This is a genomic window from Halotolerantifilum yawarlongkerapense (assembly GCF_054506745.1).
The window spans coordinates 1,869,143-1,884,907 of the sequence record NZ_CP199719.1 but is presented as its reverse complement, the minus strand read 5'-3'; the positions used below and the strand labels follow the sequence as shown (position 1 = coordinate 1,884,907).

The window sequence follows — 15,765 nt, the reverse complement described above, 5'->3', positions numbered from 1 at the left end:
TGTATTGGGTGTTTGTATAACCTAGACGATTCCCGTCATCAGGTAGAAGAGTGAAACAAAGAACACGGTGATCAGCGGGATAACCACTGTCATGGCAGCGATGTCGAAGTAACTCTCTTTATGGTTCAGCTGTGTTACGGAAAGGAGCGTGATAACAGCACCACAGTGCGGCAGGCTATCCAGTCCGCCGGCAGCCATGATCATGATCCGGTGAAGCGCCTCGGGGTGAATACCCATCGTCAAGAATTCTTCAGACAGTACTTCGAGCGCGATGGCCGTACCACCGGAAGAAGAACCCACGATACCCGCGAGGAGGGTAGTGGAGATTGCCACTTTGAAGATGGATGGGATGGACAGGGCCACGATACCCAACTTGACTGTCGTGAAGGCAGCGAGTGACTTGATCACGCCACCGTAACCAACCTCAGAAGCCGTATTGAAGATCGGGAGCAGTGCGCCGACTGCGCCGTCGAAGACTGTCTTGTTGGCATGTGCGATGTAAGAACGCATGGAGATCAAGATGAACACAACAGCCACGGTGAGAGAAATCACGACAGGCCATGTACCATTGACCCCAGATCCGATGGCTTCGTAGGACGCCATCACAGAGGGCATTTTGAAGTACCAGTTCGTCAGAATGAAGTTGCCGATGAAAACCATAACGATCGGCGCAAAAGCTAGACCTGCCGAAGGAATGTTGTCGTCGAGAAGGTGGAGGTTCTCATTCTGATGATCCCCGTAACCTTCGCCAGCAGCCATCATATCTTTGGCTCGTTTGTTCAACCAGAAGACACCGAGACCGAACATCATGGCCCCACCCATGATTCCCAGTACTGGAGCAGCGTAAATATCCGTTCCAAAGAAAATCGTAGGCATCGTGTTGATGTACTGTGGAGAACCAGGTAGTGCTGTCATTGTGAAGGTGAAAGCACCGAGTGCGATGGCCGCGGGGAGCAGTCGCTTGGGCATGCCCGCTTTACGAAGCAGTGTGGCGCCGATGGGGTACATGGCGAAAACGACTACGAAGAGCGATACCCCTCCGTATGTAAGGAGCGCCGTGGCCACAACGATGGCCGAGATGGCACGTTTTGTACCGAATCTGTCTGCAATCACATTGGCGATGGCAGAAGCTGCTCCGGTGATACCCATGAGCTTACCGAAAATTGCTCCGGCGAGGAACACGGGGAAGTAGGCGGAAATGTATCCTGCGGCTGCAGGCATAAAGATATTGGATAGTGCGTGTAGTGCTGGAATTTCTCCAGACAACAGTGCGGCAAGCATTGCGAGAAGTGGTGCGAGTACGAGTACGGTGACGCCTTTGTACGCAAAGAACATTAATGCGAACAGGGTCAAGATAATTGATAATACTCCTAGCATTGGTGTAGCCCTCCCTTAAATAAATAGTAGGAAAATAGCGTATACCGCGTAGAGCGCGGCTAAAAGAAGAATGCCCATCAGACCGTAAAGGAGTCCCTTGATGAAACGGGGTCCCTTCTCAAAGGCCTTCTGACTGTCTTCTTTTAAACAAATGTTGGCGTCTTCGGTGCCCAGTATGCTCATCATTTCGATGAAGAGGGATGCGGCAACGACGACGGCGGCGATCAGCGACACGAGATAGACCAGTGACAGCTGCATCGAAAAAACGTGATCGGCAATCGTGACGATGCTTGCAAAGGCCACGATCCCATTGATCAGATACTCCCGGTTATAATTGCGGAATTCCGACCGGTATGAATCCGTGAAAATCATGAAAACGAATAATACCGCCAGGTGAAAATATTTATGCGTTTGCGGGAAATAGATCTGCTGTGCAAGGACGAAGGTCAAAGTGGAGAGAAAGAGGAATTTTGAAAACTTGGCTCGATCTCCAAAGTAATGTGTGATCATAGATACCATCCTTTCTTTCATTGGTAAACGTTTTCACCTCCTGCCTCTTACTAGGAGCAAGATGGGTGCCAACTTTTTCGGTGCATTTGACCACTTTTCCGCCTTTTCCATACAAGAAACAACAAAAAAACAACACCTTGTGTCAATTTTATTTGACATAAGGTGTTCGTGTGTTGGGAATGTGTCATTAATTATTTACACTTTTCCGGTTATTTTTGGAAGTGTGTCAAAAAATATTTACAATTCCTCGAGGCCATATCGCTCCAACTTATTGTACAGCGTCATCCGACTGACCCCTAGATCCTCGGCCACCTTGGATTTGTTGCCCTCCAGGGCTGCCAGCCGATCGATAATAATTCTTTTCTCATAGTCTTCCATCAGCTCTTTTAAGTTTTCCCCAGCGAATTTCTTCTGCTCTCCCTTGAGATTCGACGGCAGATGGTAGGTTTGAATAGACGTTTCACTCTCAATGATCGTATAGGCCCGCTCGATCACATTGATCAGTTCCCGTACGTTTCCAGGCCAATCGTACCGCATGATCAGGTGCTCGGCCTTCTTGCTGAATCCATCGATCTTGCGCCCCATTTCCCGGTTGAGCTTCTCGATGAAATGCGCAGAGATATCGTTGATATCCGCCTTGCGCTCCCTGAGGGGCGGGATGTTCAGATTGAAGACGTTCAAGCGGTAGTACAGGTCCTCGCGAAAGGTCTTGTCCGCCACCATCTCCTTGAGCGGTCGATTGGTGGCGGCGATGATACGGACGTCGATTTGTTTGGGCTTGTTCGATCCGATACGTTCTACCTCGCCCTCCTGGATCACACGCAGGATTTTAGCCTGCATGGCCAGGGGCATGTCGCCGATCTCATCGAGGAAGATGCTTCCACCGTCGGCGATCTCGAACTTTCCGATCCGTCCGTTCTGGTCCGCACCGGTGAAGGCGCCCTTCTCGTAGCCGAAGAGCTCCGCTTCCAGTAGCGCCTCGGGGATCGCCGCACAGTTGACGCTCACGAAGGGGCGAAGACTGCGGCGGCTGCTGTTGTGCAGGGCGTGGGCGAAGAGCTCCTTACCCGTTCCGCTCTCGCCCATGATCAGGACGTTCGAGCGACTGGCCGCCACCCGTTCCACCGTATGCTTGAGCGTGCGGATCTTTTTCGATCGACCGATGATCGATTCGAAGTTGTACTTGGCATTGTACATGTGTTCGAACTCCATCTTGTAGCTCTTGATCTCCTGTTCCATCTTGTGGATCTTCTCGTAGATCTCGTTGAGCTCCGACACGTTGCGAAAAATGACCTTGCCGATGACCCCGGCGAATCGACTCTCGTTGTAGTAGGGGATTCGTGTGGCGACCATATAGTTACCGTTGATCTCCTGCAGGTCGTTGATCTCCGGGATCTTGCTCTTGGCCACCAGGTGCATGCGCGTGTTCTCGATCACGTCGGTGACGTGCTTGCCGATGACATCCCGGTCCTCGAGCCCAAGGAATTTCTTATAGGCGTTGGACATCATGGTGATGTATCCCTCGGCGTCCACCACCACGATGCCGTCGTAGGCGATCTCCAGGATGGTGTTCAGGATGTTGATCTCGGAGTTACCCTCCAGGATCTTTTCATTCAGGGCGTTATAATGGGAGATGTCGTTAAAAATTGCCGCCGCACCGATCACACGCCCCTCGCGGTAGAGGGGAAAGCGCGTGGCGATACAGTCGTAGCCGTTGATGTGGATGGTCACCTCGTGCTCCATCCGCTGCTGGTCCATGATCTGCATCAGGTGGGAGTCTGCGTAGACCTCGGCCAGTTTCACCGCCTTCTCCCCGCGGGTATACCCGATGATCTCCGCGGCCTTTTTGTTGATATAGACGATGTACCCCTCGCGGTCCACAAAGGTGATGGCATCCGTCACTTGTTCGAAAAACACTTCGTTTTCATAGAGACTCCTGAAGATCGCATGATCTTTCACGGGCCTCACCCCCTCTTCTCGTGCCAATTTTCTATCTACTCTCTCTAGTATACCAAAAAGGGCCCCACCGATGGTGAGGCCCTCTGAAATCTTTCTTATGTTTACAGAACGGACTTGGCATTTGCCGCAACGCCCTCGGGCGTGAGGCCGAAGTGTTCGAATACCTCGGAACCCTTACCGGAGGCACCGAAGTCATCGAGTCCGATCACGAGATCCTTCTCGCCCATGTAGCGGTACCAGGGCATCGTGACGCCGGCTTCCACGGCAACGCGAGGTACACCGGCGGGGAGGAGCCCGGCACGGTAGTCAGCACCCTGTGCGTTGAAGCGCTCCATGCTCGGCACGCTGACCACGCGGGCGTTGACACCCGTTTTGGCCAATATCTCCGCTGCGCCCAGGCAGATGTTGACCTCTGACCCTGAGGCCATGAACACGAGATTCGGTGAAGCGACATCCCGCACCACGTAGGCACCCTTTTTCGCTTCGAGCGAAGAGGTCGGGATGTTGTCGAGACCTTGGCGGGTCAGCGCGAGGACACTGGGGCCCTCGTCTTCCATCGCACACTGCCAGCAAACGGCTGTCTCGAAGTAATCCGCGGGTCGGTAGACCTTGACATTGGGGATGCTTCGCAACATCGTCAGATGCTCGATCGGTTGGTGCGTCGGACCATCTTCGCCTACGCCAATGCTATCGTGCGTGAAGACATAGGTCATATCGATGTTGCTGAGGGCCGCCAGGCGGATCGCCGGCTTCATGTAATCGCTGAAGACGAGGAAGGTTGAAGCGTAGACCTTCAAACCACCGTGCAGGGCCAAACCGTTGGCGACCGCACCCATGGCGTGTTCGCGCACACCAAAGTGCAGGTTGCGACCAGCCTCCGCTGAGGTAAAGTGATCGATGCCCTTCATCTCCGATTTGTTCGAAGGGGCCAAATCTGCAGAACCACCCACGAACTGAGGGTTCGTTTTGGCCAGCATGTTCAAGACATCCCCAGATGACGCGCGCGTCGCGGCATTCTTACGTTTGCTCTCGATCTCTTCGAAGTCCACCGACTCGATCTTGCCGAGCAGGGCGTTTTCGAACTGCTCTGCGAGCTCTGGGTAGGCCTTCTGATACGCTTCATATCGCTCGATCCACTCTGCCTCGTGGGCGGCGAGCTCTTTTTTCTTTTCCTCGAGATAAGCGGTGACCTCTTCGGGCACTTCAAAGGCCGCGTAGGTCCAATCGAAAAATTCGCGCATCCCCGCGATAGCCTCTTCCCCGAGCGGGGCACCGTGTACATCAGCCGTACCCGCTTTTTCCCCGGATCCGTAACCGATGGTCGTCTCGACAATCACCAGCGAAGGACGCCCTTGTTCCGCTTTGGCATCGAGGATCGCCTGCTCGATGGCCTCGACATCGTTGCCATCTTCCACCGTGACCACATGCCACTCGAGGGCTTCAAAGCGTTTCCCCACATCTTCTGTGAAGGCGATATCCGTGCTCCCCTCGATAGAAATCTGGTTAGAATCGTAGAGAGCGATCAGTTTGCCGAGCTTCAAATGGCCCGCCATGGAAGCCGCCTCGTTCGTGATCCCTTCCATCAGACAACCGTCGCCCACCATGGTGTAGGTGTAGTGATCGACGATGGTGTGACCCTCTTTATTGTAGGTCTTGGCCATCAATTTTTCCGCCATGGCCATTCCCACGGCATTGGCAAAACCCTGTCCCAGAGGACCCGTGGTCGTCTCTACACCATCGGTATGGCCGTACTCGGGGTGGCCTGGTGTTTTGCTGCCCAGCTGCCGGAAATCCTCGAGTTCGGTGATCGGTAGATCGTAACCGTACAAGTGCAGTAAGCTGTAGAGCATCATGGATCCGTGTCCCGCCGATAGGATGAATCGGTCGCGGTCGAACCATTTGCTGTTGGCCGGATTGTGCTTCATGATCTTGTCATAGAGCACGTAACCAGCGGGAGCGGCCCCGAGCGGTAGACCCGGGTGTCCAGACTGCGCCTTTTCAACCGCATCCGCCGAAAGAAAACGAATGGTGTTGATCAATTTTTCTCTTAGCATATCATTCCTCCATATCTCCTAAGTCAGCTACAATTATATCCCTTCACACGGGGGGTGACAAGGTGAAACCCATTAAAAAAAGGACCTTTTCAGGTCCTAGTGAAGTGCCAGGTGGGTTTGGAACGGTCGATGGCGATCTTCCCGGTACCCACGAGGTAGATCAGGTGACTCATGGCTTCCGATGTGGCGAACCACTTCTGAGGATCGGGGAAAGCCGACCAATCTTTCGCCCGGTAATCCCAGTGCATGCCCCTCGCGACATCGCGCGCCGTCTGTCTCCCCTCCGAGACTAGGGCCAGCACCTCGTTCAGGCGATGGGCGTGATGGTCTCTCAGCTCATCGATCCTTACCTTGGGCTCCGTCAGGATCACCCGGTGCGAGGACAGGATTTTTGCGGGGGCGAGGGCTTCGATTTTCTCGAGGGTCTCGAAGTACACCTTGAGACTATCGAAATCCTCAGACCAATAGGAGATATTGGGGGTAATCGAAGCCAGGATCGAGTCCCCTCCGATCAAAAGCTCGTGGACCGGGTCGTAGAGACCGATATGTCCCGGCGTATGGCCGGGCAGATCCATGACTTCGAAGGTAAAGGTCCCGTAGGAACGCCTCTCACCCTCGGTCAGGGGCGTGATCTCCATCGGCTCCTTCGGACAGTAGCGATAGCCGGGATGGCGATCGATCGACACCTCATCTCGGTCGAGATCGAAGGCCGTTGTCAATCCCCCGAACCGGCGCCAGTAACTCTCCTCCGTCATCTTGTTGATCAGGTCGCCGTCCACAGGTGACGCGAAAAGCCGCGCGCCCTTCTGGGCGAACCAAGAGGCGAGACCCGTGTGGTCTGAGTGCAAGTGGGTCAACACCAGGTCCGTTTTCGCAAAATCCAGACCGATCGCCTGGCTAGCATCGAGCCAAGCCCGCTGGCTATCCTCGGTGTTGAACCCCGTGTCCACGACCAAATGACGTCCTTCTCCGACCACGGCGTAGGCATTGAGGGCCTTCAACGGGTTCTTGGGCAGCGGAATCTCGATGCGGTAGAGTCCCGGTAGCAGCTCCGTCATCATGCGAGACTGAACCCTTCGATCAATTCGATCTCGATCCCGTTGGGATCCTCGATGAAGAGAAAGCGCACGCCACCTTCTGCCTCCACGGGTCCCCGTTTGATCTCGATATCGTCCACGGCCAGCCGCGAGATACATTCCTTCAGGCTCTCTACCTCATAGGCCAGGCTCACGCGCTGGTTCGTGGCCTCACCCTCGTAAATCTCATTGTATCCGATCAACTCCAGGGCACCACCCCGGTCGTCCACCATAAAGGCGATGGTCATGCCGTCCTTCGGGCTGATCTTTTGGTGTAGTTTTAACCCCAGCACCTTTTCATAAAAGGCCAGGGAGGCGTCCATATCCGTCACGGTAATCGTAGCAAACTTAAAATGCATCCTTATCAACTCCTTATTCTTCATCTTTACCCACCAAGGTCCATGCGCAAAAATGTTTTTCCAAACGATCGAGTAACGTGAAGAGAAGAAAACCGAGGACCGCCAGGGTCAAGATCCCAGCGTACATCGACGGGATATTCACCATGCTCCAGCTGTTCATGATGAAGTACCCCACCCCTAGGTCCGTCGCGAAGTTCTCTGCGAAAAACAGCACCGCCACGGCGATCCCGATGCTCACCCGAAGCGTCGTGAAGAGCTTCGGGAGAATGGCAGGAAAGACCAAGTGGGTGTAGAGTGCGCGCTCCGGTAGATCGAGCGAGCTGAGGGCTGTGAAGAGGTGCGCTGGAATCGAACGGACGGCATCGCGGGTGGTCACGTAAATCTGAAAGACGATGATCAGAACGATCAGGGCTACCTTAGGGGCGTTTCCCAGACCAAAGAGAATCATCAAAAGCGGCATGAAGGCGACTTTGGGAAGCGGGTAGAGGCCATAGACCAGGGGGGAGAGCAGGGCGTCCACCCGGCGGTGGAGACCCGCCGCGAGACCAGTGCTCACCCCAAGAAAGAGAGCGATGGCCAGCGCCGCTAGGATCCGCCCCATGCTGGCCATCACGTGGGGCAGGAGTGTCGTCGGCAGTAATCGGAAGAAAAGGAGAAGGGTCGTAAGGGGGGACGGCACGAGCTGTGCGCCCACCCACAGGGTCAATCCCTGCCAGGCCGCAAGGAGTACCACGGGTGCGTAGAGCTGCTTCCATAGCCGGCTCACGATAACCACCCCCTGATCTCCAGGCAAAAGCGATAGAAATCCAGGCTTTCCCTCAGGTGGGCCCGTCCGTAGAAAGGATTGTCGAGACGTGTTACGACGCGCCCTTCTTTCATCACCACGATGGTCTGGCCCAGTAGGGCCGCTTCCTCCAAATCGTGGGTGACGCCCACGAGCGTCAGCCGATGCCGAGCCACGAGAGATAAGAGGAGATCTTGGAGGGCCTCTTTCGACATGGCATCTAGCGATGAGGAGACCTCATCGAGGAGCAGTAGCTCGGGATTTGAAATCAAGGTGCGGGCGATGGCCACCCGCTGTTTTTGGCCGCCGCTCAGTGTATCGAGGAAGCGATCGGCCAGCGGGGAGATCCCCAGCTCCTGCAATTGATCCTGCACTTTCTTCCGAAGCACCCCGGGCAACACTTTATCGTAAAGCAGGGGCAAGGCCACATTTTGTTCCACCGTTTTCCAGGGAAAGAGACCGAGGTCCTGAAGGATCAGCCCCCTGCTCCCCCTAGACCCTCCCTCGATCACGTCGCCCGCTGTGGGCCTGATCAAGCCGGCCAAGACCATGAGGAGTGTCGTCTTCCCGCATCCCGATGGCCCGACGATCATCGTGGCCTTCTGTTTTTCAATGGTCAGATCGATCCCGTCCAGGGCCCGTGTATGACCGTAGTCAACGCGCAGACCCTTCAGCTTGATCATTGCGCTGCGAAACGATCGTCAACAAGTTCCTCATAACCCAGGTCGATCGCTTTTCCGATGACTTGCTCATTCCAGGTCATAATTTTTTCTAGGTAGGCTTCATCCGGCACACGGGAAAGCTGGTAATCTGGCAGGTGCATCAGATCCTTCACCTCGGGATTGAGCTCCAAGCGGTTGACCAGCACACTTCTGGCCAGGGACGTGTCGGCGCGTATCGCTTCGACTGCCCTGTCATAGCCCCTGTGGAAGGCCTCCACGGCCGCTGCCTTGTCTTCGATGGCCCTTCCGGTAAAGACCATCACCTCGGGATAGAAGTCATCCGGATTCTCGTAAACTCTCTTCTCCAGTCCAGCCAAAGCGCCCATGGACGCAAGTGGTTCTGGGAGCACCGCCATATCCACCTGTCCACTCTTGATCATCTCCAGGCGCGCTGGAATCTCGTTGATGTAGATTTTCTCGAGGGTATAGGTATCCTTGAGTGCTGCGTCCGAAAGATAGTTGGAGACGCTGACCTCCATCATACCGACGGTCACGTTGGTCGTCTCTTCAAAGTCGTCTCTGAGCAGGATCGGGAAGCTCCCATCGGTGCTCGTCGTCACCTTGATATCGAAACCGTTGTCCACATTGTTCACGAGGGCGATCACATCGGTCATCGCTCCGTCGAGCTCACCGCTGATCAGGGCGCTCTGTCGGTTCATGGCGTTCATGTACACTTGGATCTCGATGTCGAGTCCTAGCTCTTCAAAGTAACCCTCTTGTTCCGCGAGGAAAATCGGAGCGCTGTCTACCGCCGGCATAACACCGATGGAAAGGGTAAGCGGCTCGTCCGGTGTAGCGGGTGTCGGCTCTTCCGTTTCTGCGGTGCATCCCGCGAGCAAAAGGGCAAGCATCATAGTCAGTAGCATCATTTTTTTCATCATAAACCTCCTGTGATTTCATTAACACATCTATGATATGCCTTTTTGGCGGCTTATGCAAAAGTTTTTGAGGAGGGAATCGCCCGCACCCAGAGCGGTAGAACACGGGGCTGTGGAGCTGTGCACGGAGGGAAGGGGAAGACGGCCAACAACATTAAAATACAAGCGTTTAGTAACATCGGGCTTTTCAGCCTTGGCTTGACGATGAAACGAAAAGAGTGGTCGTCTCCACCGTGAGGCGGTCCCCGAATCCCGTGACTTCTGTCATGAGCAGTTCAATTGCAAGTGAAATTGTGGCATAATGTCAACATTGGAGAAAGGAGTGTAAGATGTTTACGATTGATCGCAAATTTTTCAAAGACCTTTGGACGGCGCTTCGCGCCTTATCCCTCTCTCTCGCCGTGGCCTCAACGGGCATGGGGATGCTCTTTGCCAGGCGGTTCGGTTACCTGGATCCCAGCACAGCCGATGACCGCCTGAGAATCTTCCTCGTTCTGCTGGCCGGACTATCGGCACAAGCCGGCACCAATCTGGTGAATGACTTTTTCGAGGGATCCTTTAAGTACCACCGCCCGGAGGAGAAGACCTACCGCTTTCTCGGCTAAAAACGGACGGCCTTCGACCTCTTGGTTTTTGGGTGGAGTCTGGCCAGTTTCGGCCTTGCAGCGCTCATCGGCCTCTACCTCATGATCACGGGGGATCTGCGCCTCTTCTTCTTCGGTGTCGCTGGCATCCTGGGCGGCTATGCCTACACCGGCGAACCTATCGTCTACAAGAAACGCGGACTCGGTGCACCGCTCTCCTTTCTGCTCATGGGCCCCCTCATGGTGGTCGGTGCCTATTTTGTTTTCTCCCACCGCGTGGACCTATCGGTGGTGGTGTTGACCCTACCGGCGACGCTGTTCATCCCGCTCTTGATGTTCTCGAACGAACTCAGGGACTACCAGCGGGACCTCGAGCACGGGGTCAAGACCGCCGTGGTTCGGTTGGGCTTCGAGAGGGGGAAGGCGCTCTTCATCGGTCTGATCACTTCAAGTTACCTGATGATCCTCATCTTCGTCTCAACGGACCAGCTGCCCCTCGGGACGCTACTCACCTTGCTCACGGTCCCCATGGCCCTTGCCGCCTACAAAAGCACCTCGAAATCACGAAAAGAGGGCATCCCGGCGACCAATTATCTGACCATCGCCTTCCATGCCCTCTATCTCATCGGGTTCATCCTATCCAGTTGACCGCCTCGCGCGGTCTTTTTTTAATTCTTCACGCAGTGGTACTGGGAGAGGGAGGTTCGTTTTAAACCGATACCCTCGAAAAACCGCAAAAGGTCCGTGCTCTCGAAAAAGGCCGATCGAAGCTCAGCGCCATCGAGCGCCTCCCAAAAATATGTTACCAACCGTCGTCCGATACCGCGCCCCCGGAACCGTGGGTGCACGTGCAAAGCCGCGATGTGCCCTGCTTCTGTGCCCAGGAGCACACCGACAAGCTCACCGTTGTCCCTGTAGCCCAAATAAAGTGCACTGGGATCCTCCCGGTAATACTCCGGGTGACACTGCCAGGGTAGATGGCCATCGACGCGACCCATGAGGAATGCTTCCCCCTCGGGAGTCTCGAGTTCCCGGACGCCCATCGTGTCTCCTCTGACGAGGTTGGGCATGCCGCGAATATACAAGATGGTTTCCACGGGCTCATAGCCCTCGTTTCGATAGAGATGAAGGGCACGATCGTTGCCCGTGATCACCTCGAGAAAGAAGCCCTCTGCACCCCTGGCCTCGCCCTCTTCGAGATGTTTCTCAAGCAGTTGATCCCCGATCCCGCGCCTGCGGGCCGAAGGAATCACGGCCAGGGTCCCGCATCGCATCATACGTTTGCCCCCGTAGTTCACGAGTCCCGACAGGACGAGTCCGATGGGACGACCCTCTTCTAGGGCCAGAAAGGACAGATCCCGTCGATTTCCTTCCGCGCCGAAAAAACGATCGATGAAAACGCCGTAGGGTGGGATGATGTTCACGATGTAATCGCTGTAAGCTTCCTTGAAAACCGAGTAGATGGTCTTATCATCGAACCGGTCCGCACGTACTATCTCGATCATATCGTCTCCCCTCCTTTCGACAACCGGACAACCTGTCCGATCTTGGCACTGTGCAGGGCCCACTCGATCAACCGGATCACATCCCGCGCCTCCTCGGGCGCTACCGGAGCAGTGTCCTTTCCGGCGATTGCATCGGCCAAGGTATCGTAATAGGCTTTGTAACAACCGGCTTCTGTCGGGATCACCTCACCGCCGGCGATTGTTTCCAAGCGACCGTAGGCCTCCGCTGGCTCGATCCCCAGCTCTTCCAAAGAACCTTTCCAACCCCCACGCAGGCGGGCTTCCTGAGGATCGAGACCGTACTTGATGTAGGTCCCCTTGGTTCCCCGCACCATCAACTTCATCGGGTGACCGGCCAGAAGGCTCCGGGCCCTCAGGTCCACACGCAGGTCGGGGTAAAAAAGCGTAAGATCAAAGGCATCATCTACCCGCGCTCCCGCCCGCTCGGTTCTCACATCGGCTAGCAATCTCTCCGGCCATCCGAAGAGAAAGAGGGCCTGGTCGATCAGGTGCGGGCCGAGGTCATAGAGGTTCCCCGATCCCGGCCGCTCTTCCTCGCGCCAGTTCTCCTTGGGTATAAGACGGAAGCGATCGAAGGTCGCCTCGTAGGCTACGATACGACCGAGGCGATCCTCAGATAACAATTTCTTGAGCGTGAGAAACTCACCATCGTAGCGTCGGTTCTGGTAAACCGTCAAGACCCGCTGGTTTCGCTTGGCCGTTTCGATCAGATCGTCCGCTTCTTCGCTCGTCACGGTGAAGGGTTTTTCCACGACCACGTGCTTTCCCGCCTCGAGGGCCGCCTTGGCCAAGGGATGATGGGTTGTGTTCGGCGATGCGATGATCACCAGCTCGATGGATGGATCGCCCAAGATCGCCTCCGGTGTATCCACAGGCCGTGGAGCAGGCTGTAGACTTGATAAAAATGCCCTGGATTCGAGATTCCGGGTCATCACCGAGACCAATTCATAAGAAGGATGTGCTGTCAAAAAGGGACTGTGGAAGACGCGGCCGGACAGGCCGAATCCAATGATGCCCGTGCGAATCATGGCGTCACTCCTTATTTTTCTGCTGTGTTCTCTCCTTATTATTGTACCATGTTTTCAATCTTTTCACGTCGTCATCGATGAAACGGTGTTCCAGGGTCTTCACATCGAAATCAAACCACTTGAAAACCACCTGTACAAAGGTCCCGATCAAAAGGGCCATGGCAAAGGTCCCCACACCCAGAAACCCACCCATCAGGTATCCCGCGGCAAGCACCAAGATTTCAATGCCATTGCGTACCACGCCGACGGGCAGACCCGTTCGTTTGGTGAGCACGACCATCAGCCCATCCCGCGGTCCCGATCCCAGTCCGGAGCTGAGATAGAAGTAGCTGGCCACAGCGATGGTCAAAAGACCCACCGATGCCATCAAAGCGCCCCCGAGGGGTGTTCTCATCGTGGGGATCGGTCCGTGGATCAAGAGCAGGTCGAGGAACAAGCCGATCAAGAGCATGTTCCCCAGTGTTCCCCATCCGACGCGCTCGCCCATCAGGGTATTGAAGACCACGATCACAAGACCCACCAGAATGCTCACCTGTCCGATGGTCAGTCCAACGACCGTTCCCAGGCCCTGGTGAAAAACATCCCATGGAGCTAAACCGATGTTCGCCCGAATGGTCAGTGAGATCCCCAGGGCAAAGAGGAAGAGTCCGACGATCAGTCTGACGAATAGCTTGAGGGCACCGATCATCGGACCGCCTCGATCACGGCGGTATTGTGCACATCGGAAGGGGCAAAGTGAATGGTGTAGGCAGAGACTTCGATGGTCACCTCACCACCGTCTCCGGATGGTAAGATCTCTTCGGCCGCCTCTTGGTTGGCAAAGGCAAACCAGATATAGCGTTCATCGACGCTCATCCGTGGGAACGCTTGGGCAGAGGCCTCCCCCGGTCGAAAGGTGATCAGATCCCCCAGCAGTTCATCTCCCTTGTGACGTGTATAGGTGCCTTCGACAAGCACGCTCCCCTCGAAGGCAATCTGGGCCGAATAATCGGATCCCACGGCATGAGGAAGCCGATCGATGCTCGCAATGGTCCACGCTCCAACCCTATCGCCCACTGCAGCTGCCTGTGCATCGAACAGGATCCCCGGGAGCCCCTCCGGTGCTTCTTCTTCCGGGGGGATCTCTGCCTCGACGACCGGTTGCTCGGGGGGTATAAACTCGGGTGTGGGTTCCTCTTGACTCGGGCCACACGCTGTCAGTACAATCAATAATGGTATCAAGTAACCTAACTTTCTCATGACAGTCTGCTCCTTTCGCTTTTCAGGGAGTCAATATGATGATATGCTTTTTTTAGATAAAAGAAAAGCCCACAGGAGGGAATCCAAATGAAAAGATGGATGCTACGCATTGTACCCTTGCTCCTCATATTGCTCTTCATCACTGCGGGTCTCACGATCCCAGGAACGGCCACCACGGATCAGATTACGATTCGATCGGAAAAGGGCGAGGAAACGATTGAAGAGACCTCTTCTCTGAGATCCTTCTACCGCCGCGTCGAGACCGAGGCCCCCGCCCAAAGCCAAGATTCTGTACCGCTCACCATCACGCACCATCTGAAAAGTGGACTCGAGCGCACGGAGGCTTTCATCCTCGATCGGGAAACCGGCTTGCTCCTCGAGGGACAGAAAGCCTACGAACTCCCGGATTTCATGATCAGTAAAGATTTCAATTTTCTCTATGATCCCCCCGAACTCGAGCCGGTGCAACTAAGGACCCGCGGGGAACGACACACCCTCCCCACCACCCGGGGAAGTTTGGAATACCGTGCCGCTGCCGATCACTGGCTCTCCATCGATCTCGTGACCGAAATCGTGGATACACAGTTCGATCTCTCCAGGGAGAATCCACCGACCCTGCACTCCGATGCGACCTCCGGGACCCTCTGGGTCGACGATGTGCAGACACCCTGGTCCCTCGACCGCACCTTGCCGCTTCCGGAGGATGAGGGCATTTACCGGGTGAAGCTCCAGTTGCAGTATGATCTCGGTACCCTCCGCGGGACAAGAGAAAGCCACTTTGATGTGAAGGTAAATCACCCCGCTACCTTCACGCTACAGAAAAATTCGCTCGAGCGCGGCGAGATGATCACCCTCGAGGTCAACCACCTCGATGATGACGAGACCCCCTATCTCGAGGTCCCCTTTGGGAGCAGTCGCTTCTATGGCGAGGGGAGCAGCCGGGTCGCACGCCTCGCCGCTTCCTATCACGATACGCCGGGTACCTATACGCTTCGCTACGGTATCGAAAACGGCGCCCAATATGAGGAAGAGATTATCCTCGAGCCGGGAACCTTCGAAATCCAGCACCTATGGATCGATCCCAATGTAGCGGCGAGCACGCGAAACGATGCGGCCTACAATGAATACAATATGTATTTTCCGCCGGCACGAAGCGTCTCCGACGCACGGGACCTTGCCGAGGGACATTTCGTCCTCCCCGTCAAGGGGCGATTGAGCACAAGCTTCGGGGAAACCCGCTATGTGAATGGTTCTCCCACCAGCTACCGGCATTCCGGTATTGACATCGCCGCTCCCACCGGGACACCCGTCGGGGCACTCGCCAGGGGGCGCATCACCCTGGCGCGGTCTCTTATCCTGACCGGCAACACCGTGGTCATCGATCACGGGCGCGGCCTTTTTTCCGTCTACTTCCACCTCCATACACTGGATGCCTCGGACGGCGATCTGGTGGCGGCCGGTGAGCAGATCGGAACGGTGGGCACCACGGGCTTTTCCACAGGACCCCACCTGCATCTGACCACCAGCTACTTCGATAAGAACATCGCACCCGGTCGCCTGCTCTTTGGCGAGGTAGTGACCTATGACAATTACAAAGCACTCTTTGAAACAACGACAGAAGGGTCCCGCTAACGAATGATAGCGAGACCCTTCTTTTTTTTATGCAATA

Annotated in this window: 16 protein-coding genes; 3 read left to right on the top strand and 13 right to left on the bottom strand. The window is 55.4% G+C overall.

Features of this window, described 5'->3' with window-relative positions:
- Positions 1-21 precede the first annotated feature (21 nt).
- From ACULM0_RS09235 to ACULM0_RS09195, 9 genes are all read right to left on the bottom strand, one after another.
- The gene (locus ACULM0_RS09235) at positions 22-1,377 is read right to left on the bottom strand and encodes a GntP family permease (protein ID WP_463677260.1); all 1,356 of its coding nucleotides are present in this window, start codon (positions 1,375-1,377) and stop codon (positions 22-24) included.
- 15 nt (positions 1,378-1,392) lie between these two features.
- Complete coding sequence (locus ACULM0_RS09230) at positions 1,393-1,887, bottom strand: hypothetical protein (RefSeq protein ID WP_463677259.1); 495 nt, start codon at positions 1,885-1,887, stop codon at positions 1,393-1,395.
- Between the two features lie 237 nt (positions 1,888-2,124).
- Entirely contained in the window at positions 2,125-3,846 is a 1,722-nt protein-coding gene (locus ACULM0_RS09225) for a sigma 54-interacting transcriptional regulator (protein WP_463677258.1), read from the bottom strand.
- Positions 3,847-3,947: 101 nt separating this feature from the next.
- The gene (gene tkt / locus ACULM0_RS09220) at positions 3,948-5,900 is read right to left on the bottom strand and encodes a transketolase (protein ID WP_463677257.1); all 1,953 of its coding nucleotides are present in this window, start codon (positions 5,898-5,900) and stop codon (positions 3,948-3,950) included.
- 89 nt (positions 5,901-5,989) lie between these two features.
- Positions 5,990-6,961, bottom strand: coding sequence for an MBL fold metallo-hydrolase (locus ACULM0_RS09215; protein ID WP_463677256.1), 972 nt, complete (start codon positions 6,959-6,961; stop codon positions 5,990-5,992).
- The gene (locus ACULM0_RS09210; protein ID WP_463677255.1) at positions 6,958-7,335 is read right to left on the bottom strand and encodes a VOC family protein; all 378 of its coding nucleotides are present in this window, start codon (positions 7,333-7,335) and stop codon (positions 6,958-6,960) included. The genes ACULM0_RS09215 and ACULM0_RS09210 overlap by 4 nt, the downstream gene beginning before the upstream one ends.
- 13 nt (positions 7,336-7,348) lie before the next feature.
- Positions 7,349-8,101, bottom strand: a complete 753-nt coding sequence (locus tag ACULM0_RS09205) for an ABC transporter permease (protein WP_463677254.1) — start codon at positions 8,099-8,101, stop codon at positions 7,349-7,351.
- Positions 8,098-8,802, bottom strand: coding sequence for an ABC transporter ATP-binding protein (locus ACULM0_RS09200; protein ID WP_463677253.1), 705 nt, complete (start codon positions 8,800-8,802; stop codon positions 8,098-8,100). The genes ACULM0_RS09205 and ACULM0_RS09200 overlap by 4 nt, the downstream gene beginning before the upstream one ends.
- Positions 8,799-9,722: an ABC transporter substrate-binding protein gene (locus ACULM0_RS09195; RefSeq protein WP_463677252.1), complete on the bottom strand. Its 924-nt coding sequence runs from the start codon at positions 9,720-9,722 to the stop codon at positions 8,799-8,801. The genes ACULM0_RS09200 and ACULM0_RS09195 overlap by 4 nt, the downstream gene beginning before the upstream one ends.
- Before the next feature lie 326 nt (positions 9,723-10,048).
- Between ACULM0_RS09195 and ACULM0_RS09190 the strand changes: the two genes are divergently transcribed.
- Positions 10,049-10,324 (top strand): hypothetical protein, encoded by a 276-nt coding sequence (locus ACULM0_RS09190; RefSeq protein WP_463677251.1) that lies wholly within the window; start codon positions 10,049-10,051, stop codon positions 10,322-10,324.
- A gap of 21 nt (positions 10,325-10,345) precedes the next feature.
- Positions 10,346-10,951 carry a UbiA family prenyltransferase gene (locus tag ACULM0_RS09185; protein ID WP_463677250.1) on the top strand — a complete coding sequence of 202 codons (606 nt, stop codon included), beginning with the start codon at positions 10,346-10,348 and terminating at the stop codon, positions 10,949-10,951.
- A gap of 20 nt (positions 10,952-10,971) precedes the next feature.
- Here ACULM0_RS09185 and ACULM0_RS09180 read toward each other — a convergent pair whose 3' ends face one another.
- The 4 genes from ACULM0_RS09180 to ACULM0_RS09165 are packed head-to-tail and all read right to left on the bottom strand — an operon-like array spanning position 10,972 to position 14,096.
- Entirely contained in the window at positions 10,972-11,808 is an 837-nt protein-coding gene (locus ACULM0_RS09180) for a GNAT family N-acetyltransferase (protein WP_463677249.1), read from the bottom strand.
- Entirely contained in the window at positions 11,805-12,857 is a 1,053-nt protein-coding gene (locus ACULM0_RS09175) for a Gfo/Idh/MocA family oxidoreductase (RefSeq protein ID WP_463677248.1), read from the bottom strand. The genes ACULM0_RS09180 and ACULM0_RS09175 overlap by 4 nt, the downstream gene beginning before the upstream one ends.
- Positions 12,858-12,861: 4 nt before the next feature.
- Positions 12,862-13,545: a YczE/YyaS/YitT family protein gene (locus ACULM0_RS09170; protein ID WP_463677247.1), complete on the bottom strand. Its 684-nt coding sequence runs from the start codon at positions 13,543-13,545 to the stop codon at positions 12,862-12,864.
- A complete protein-coding gene (locus ACULM0_RS09165; protein ID WP_463677246.1) occupies positions 13,542-14,096 on the bottom strand; it encodes a hypothetical protein in 555 nt (184 codons plus the stop codon). Before ACULM0_RS09165 ends, ACULM0_RS09170 begins: the two co-directional genes overlap by 4 nt.
- A gap of 87 nt (positions 14,097-14,183) precedes the next feature.
- Between ACULM0_RS09165 and ACULM0_RS09160 the strand changes: the two genes are divergently transcribed.
- The gene (locus tag ACULM0_RS09160) at positions 14,184-15,728 is read left to right on the top strand and encodes a M23 family metallopeptidase (protein WP_463677245.1); all 1,545 of its coding nucleotides are present in this window, start codon (positions 14,184-14,186) and stop codon (positions 15,726-15,728) included.
- Positions 15,729-15,765 lie beyond the last annotated feature (37 nt).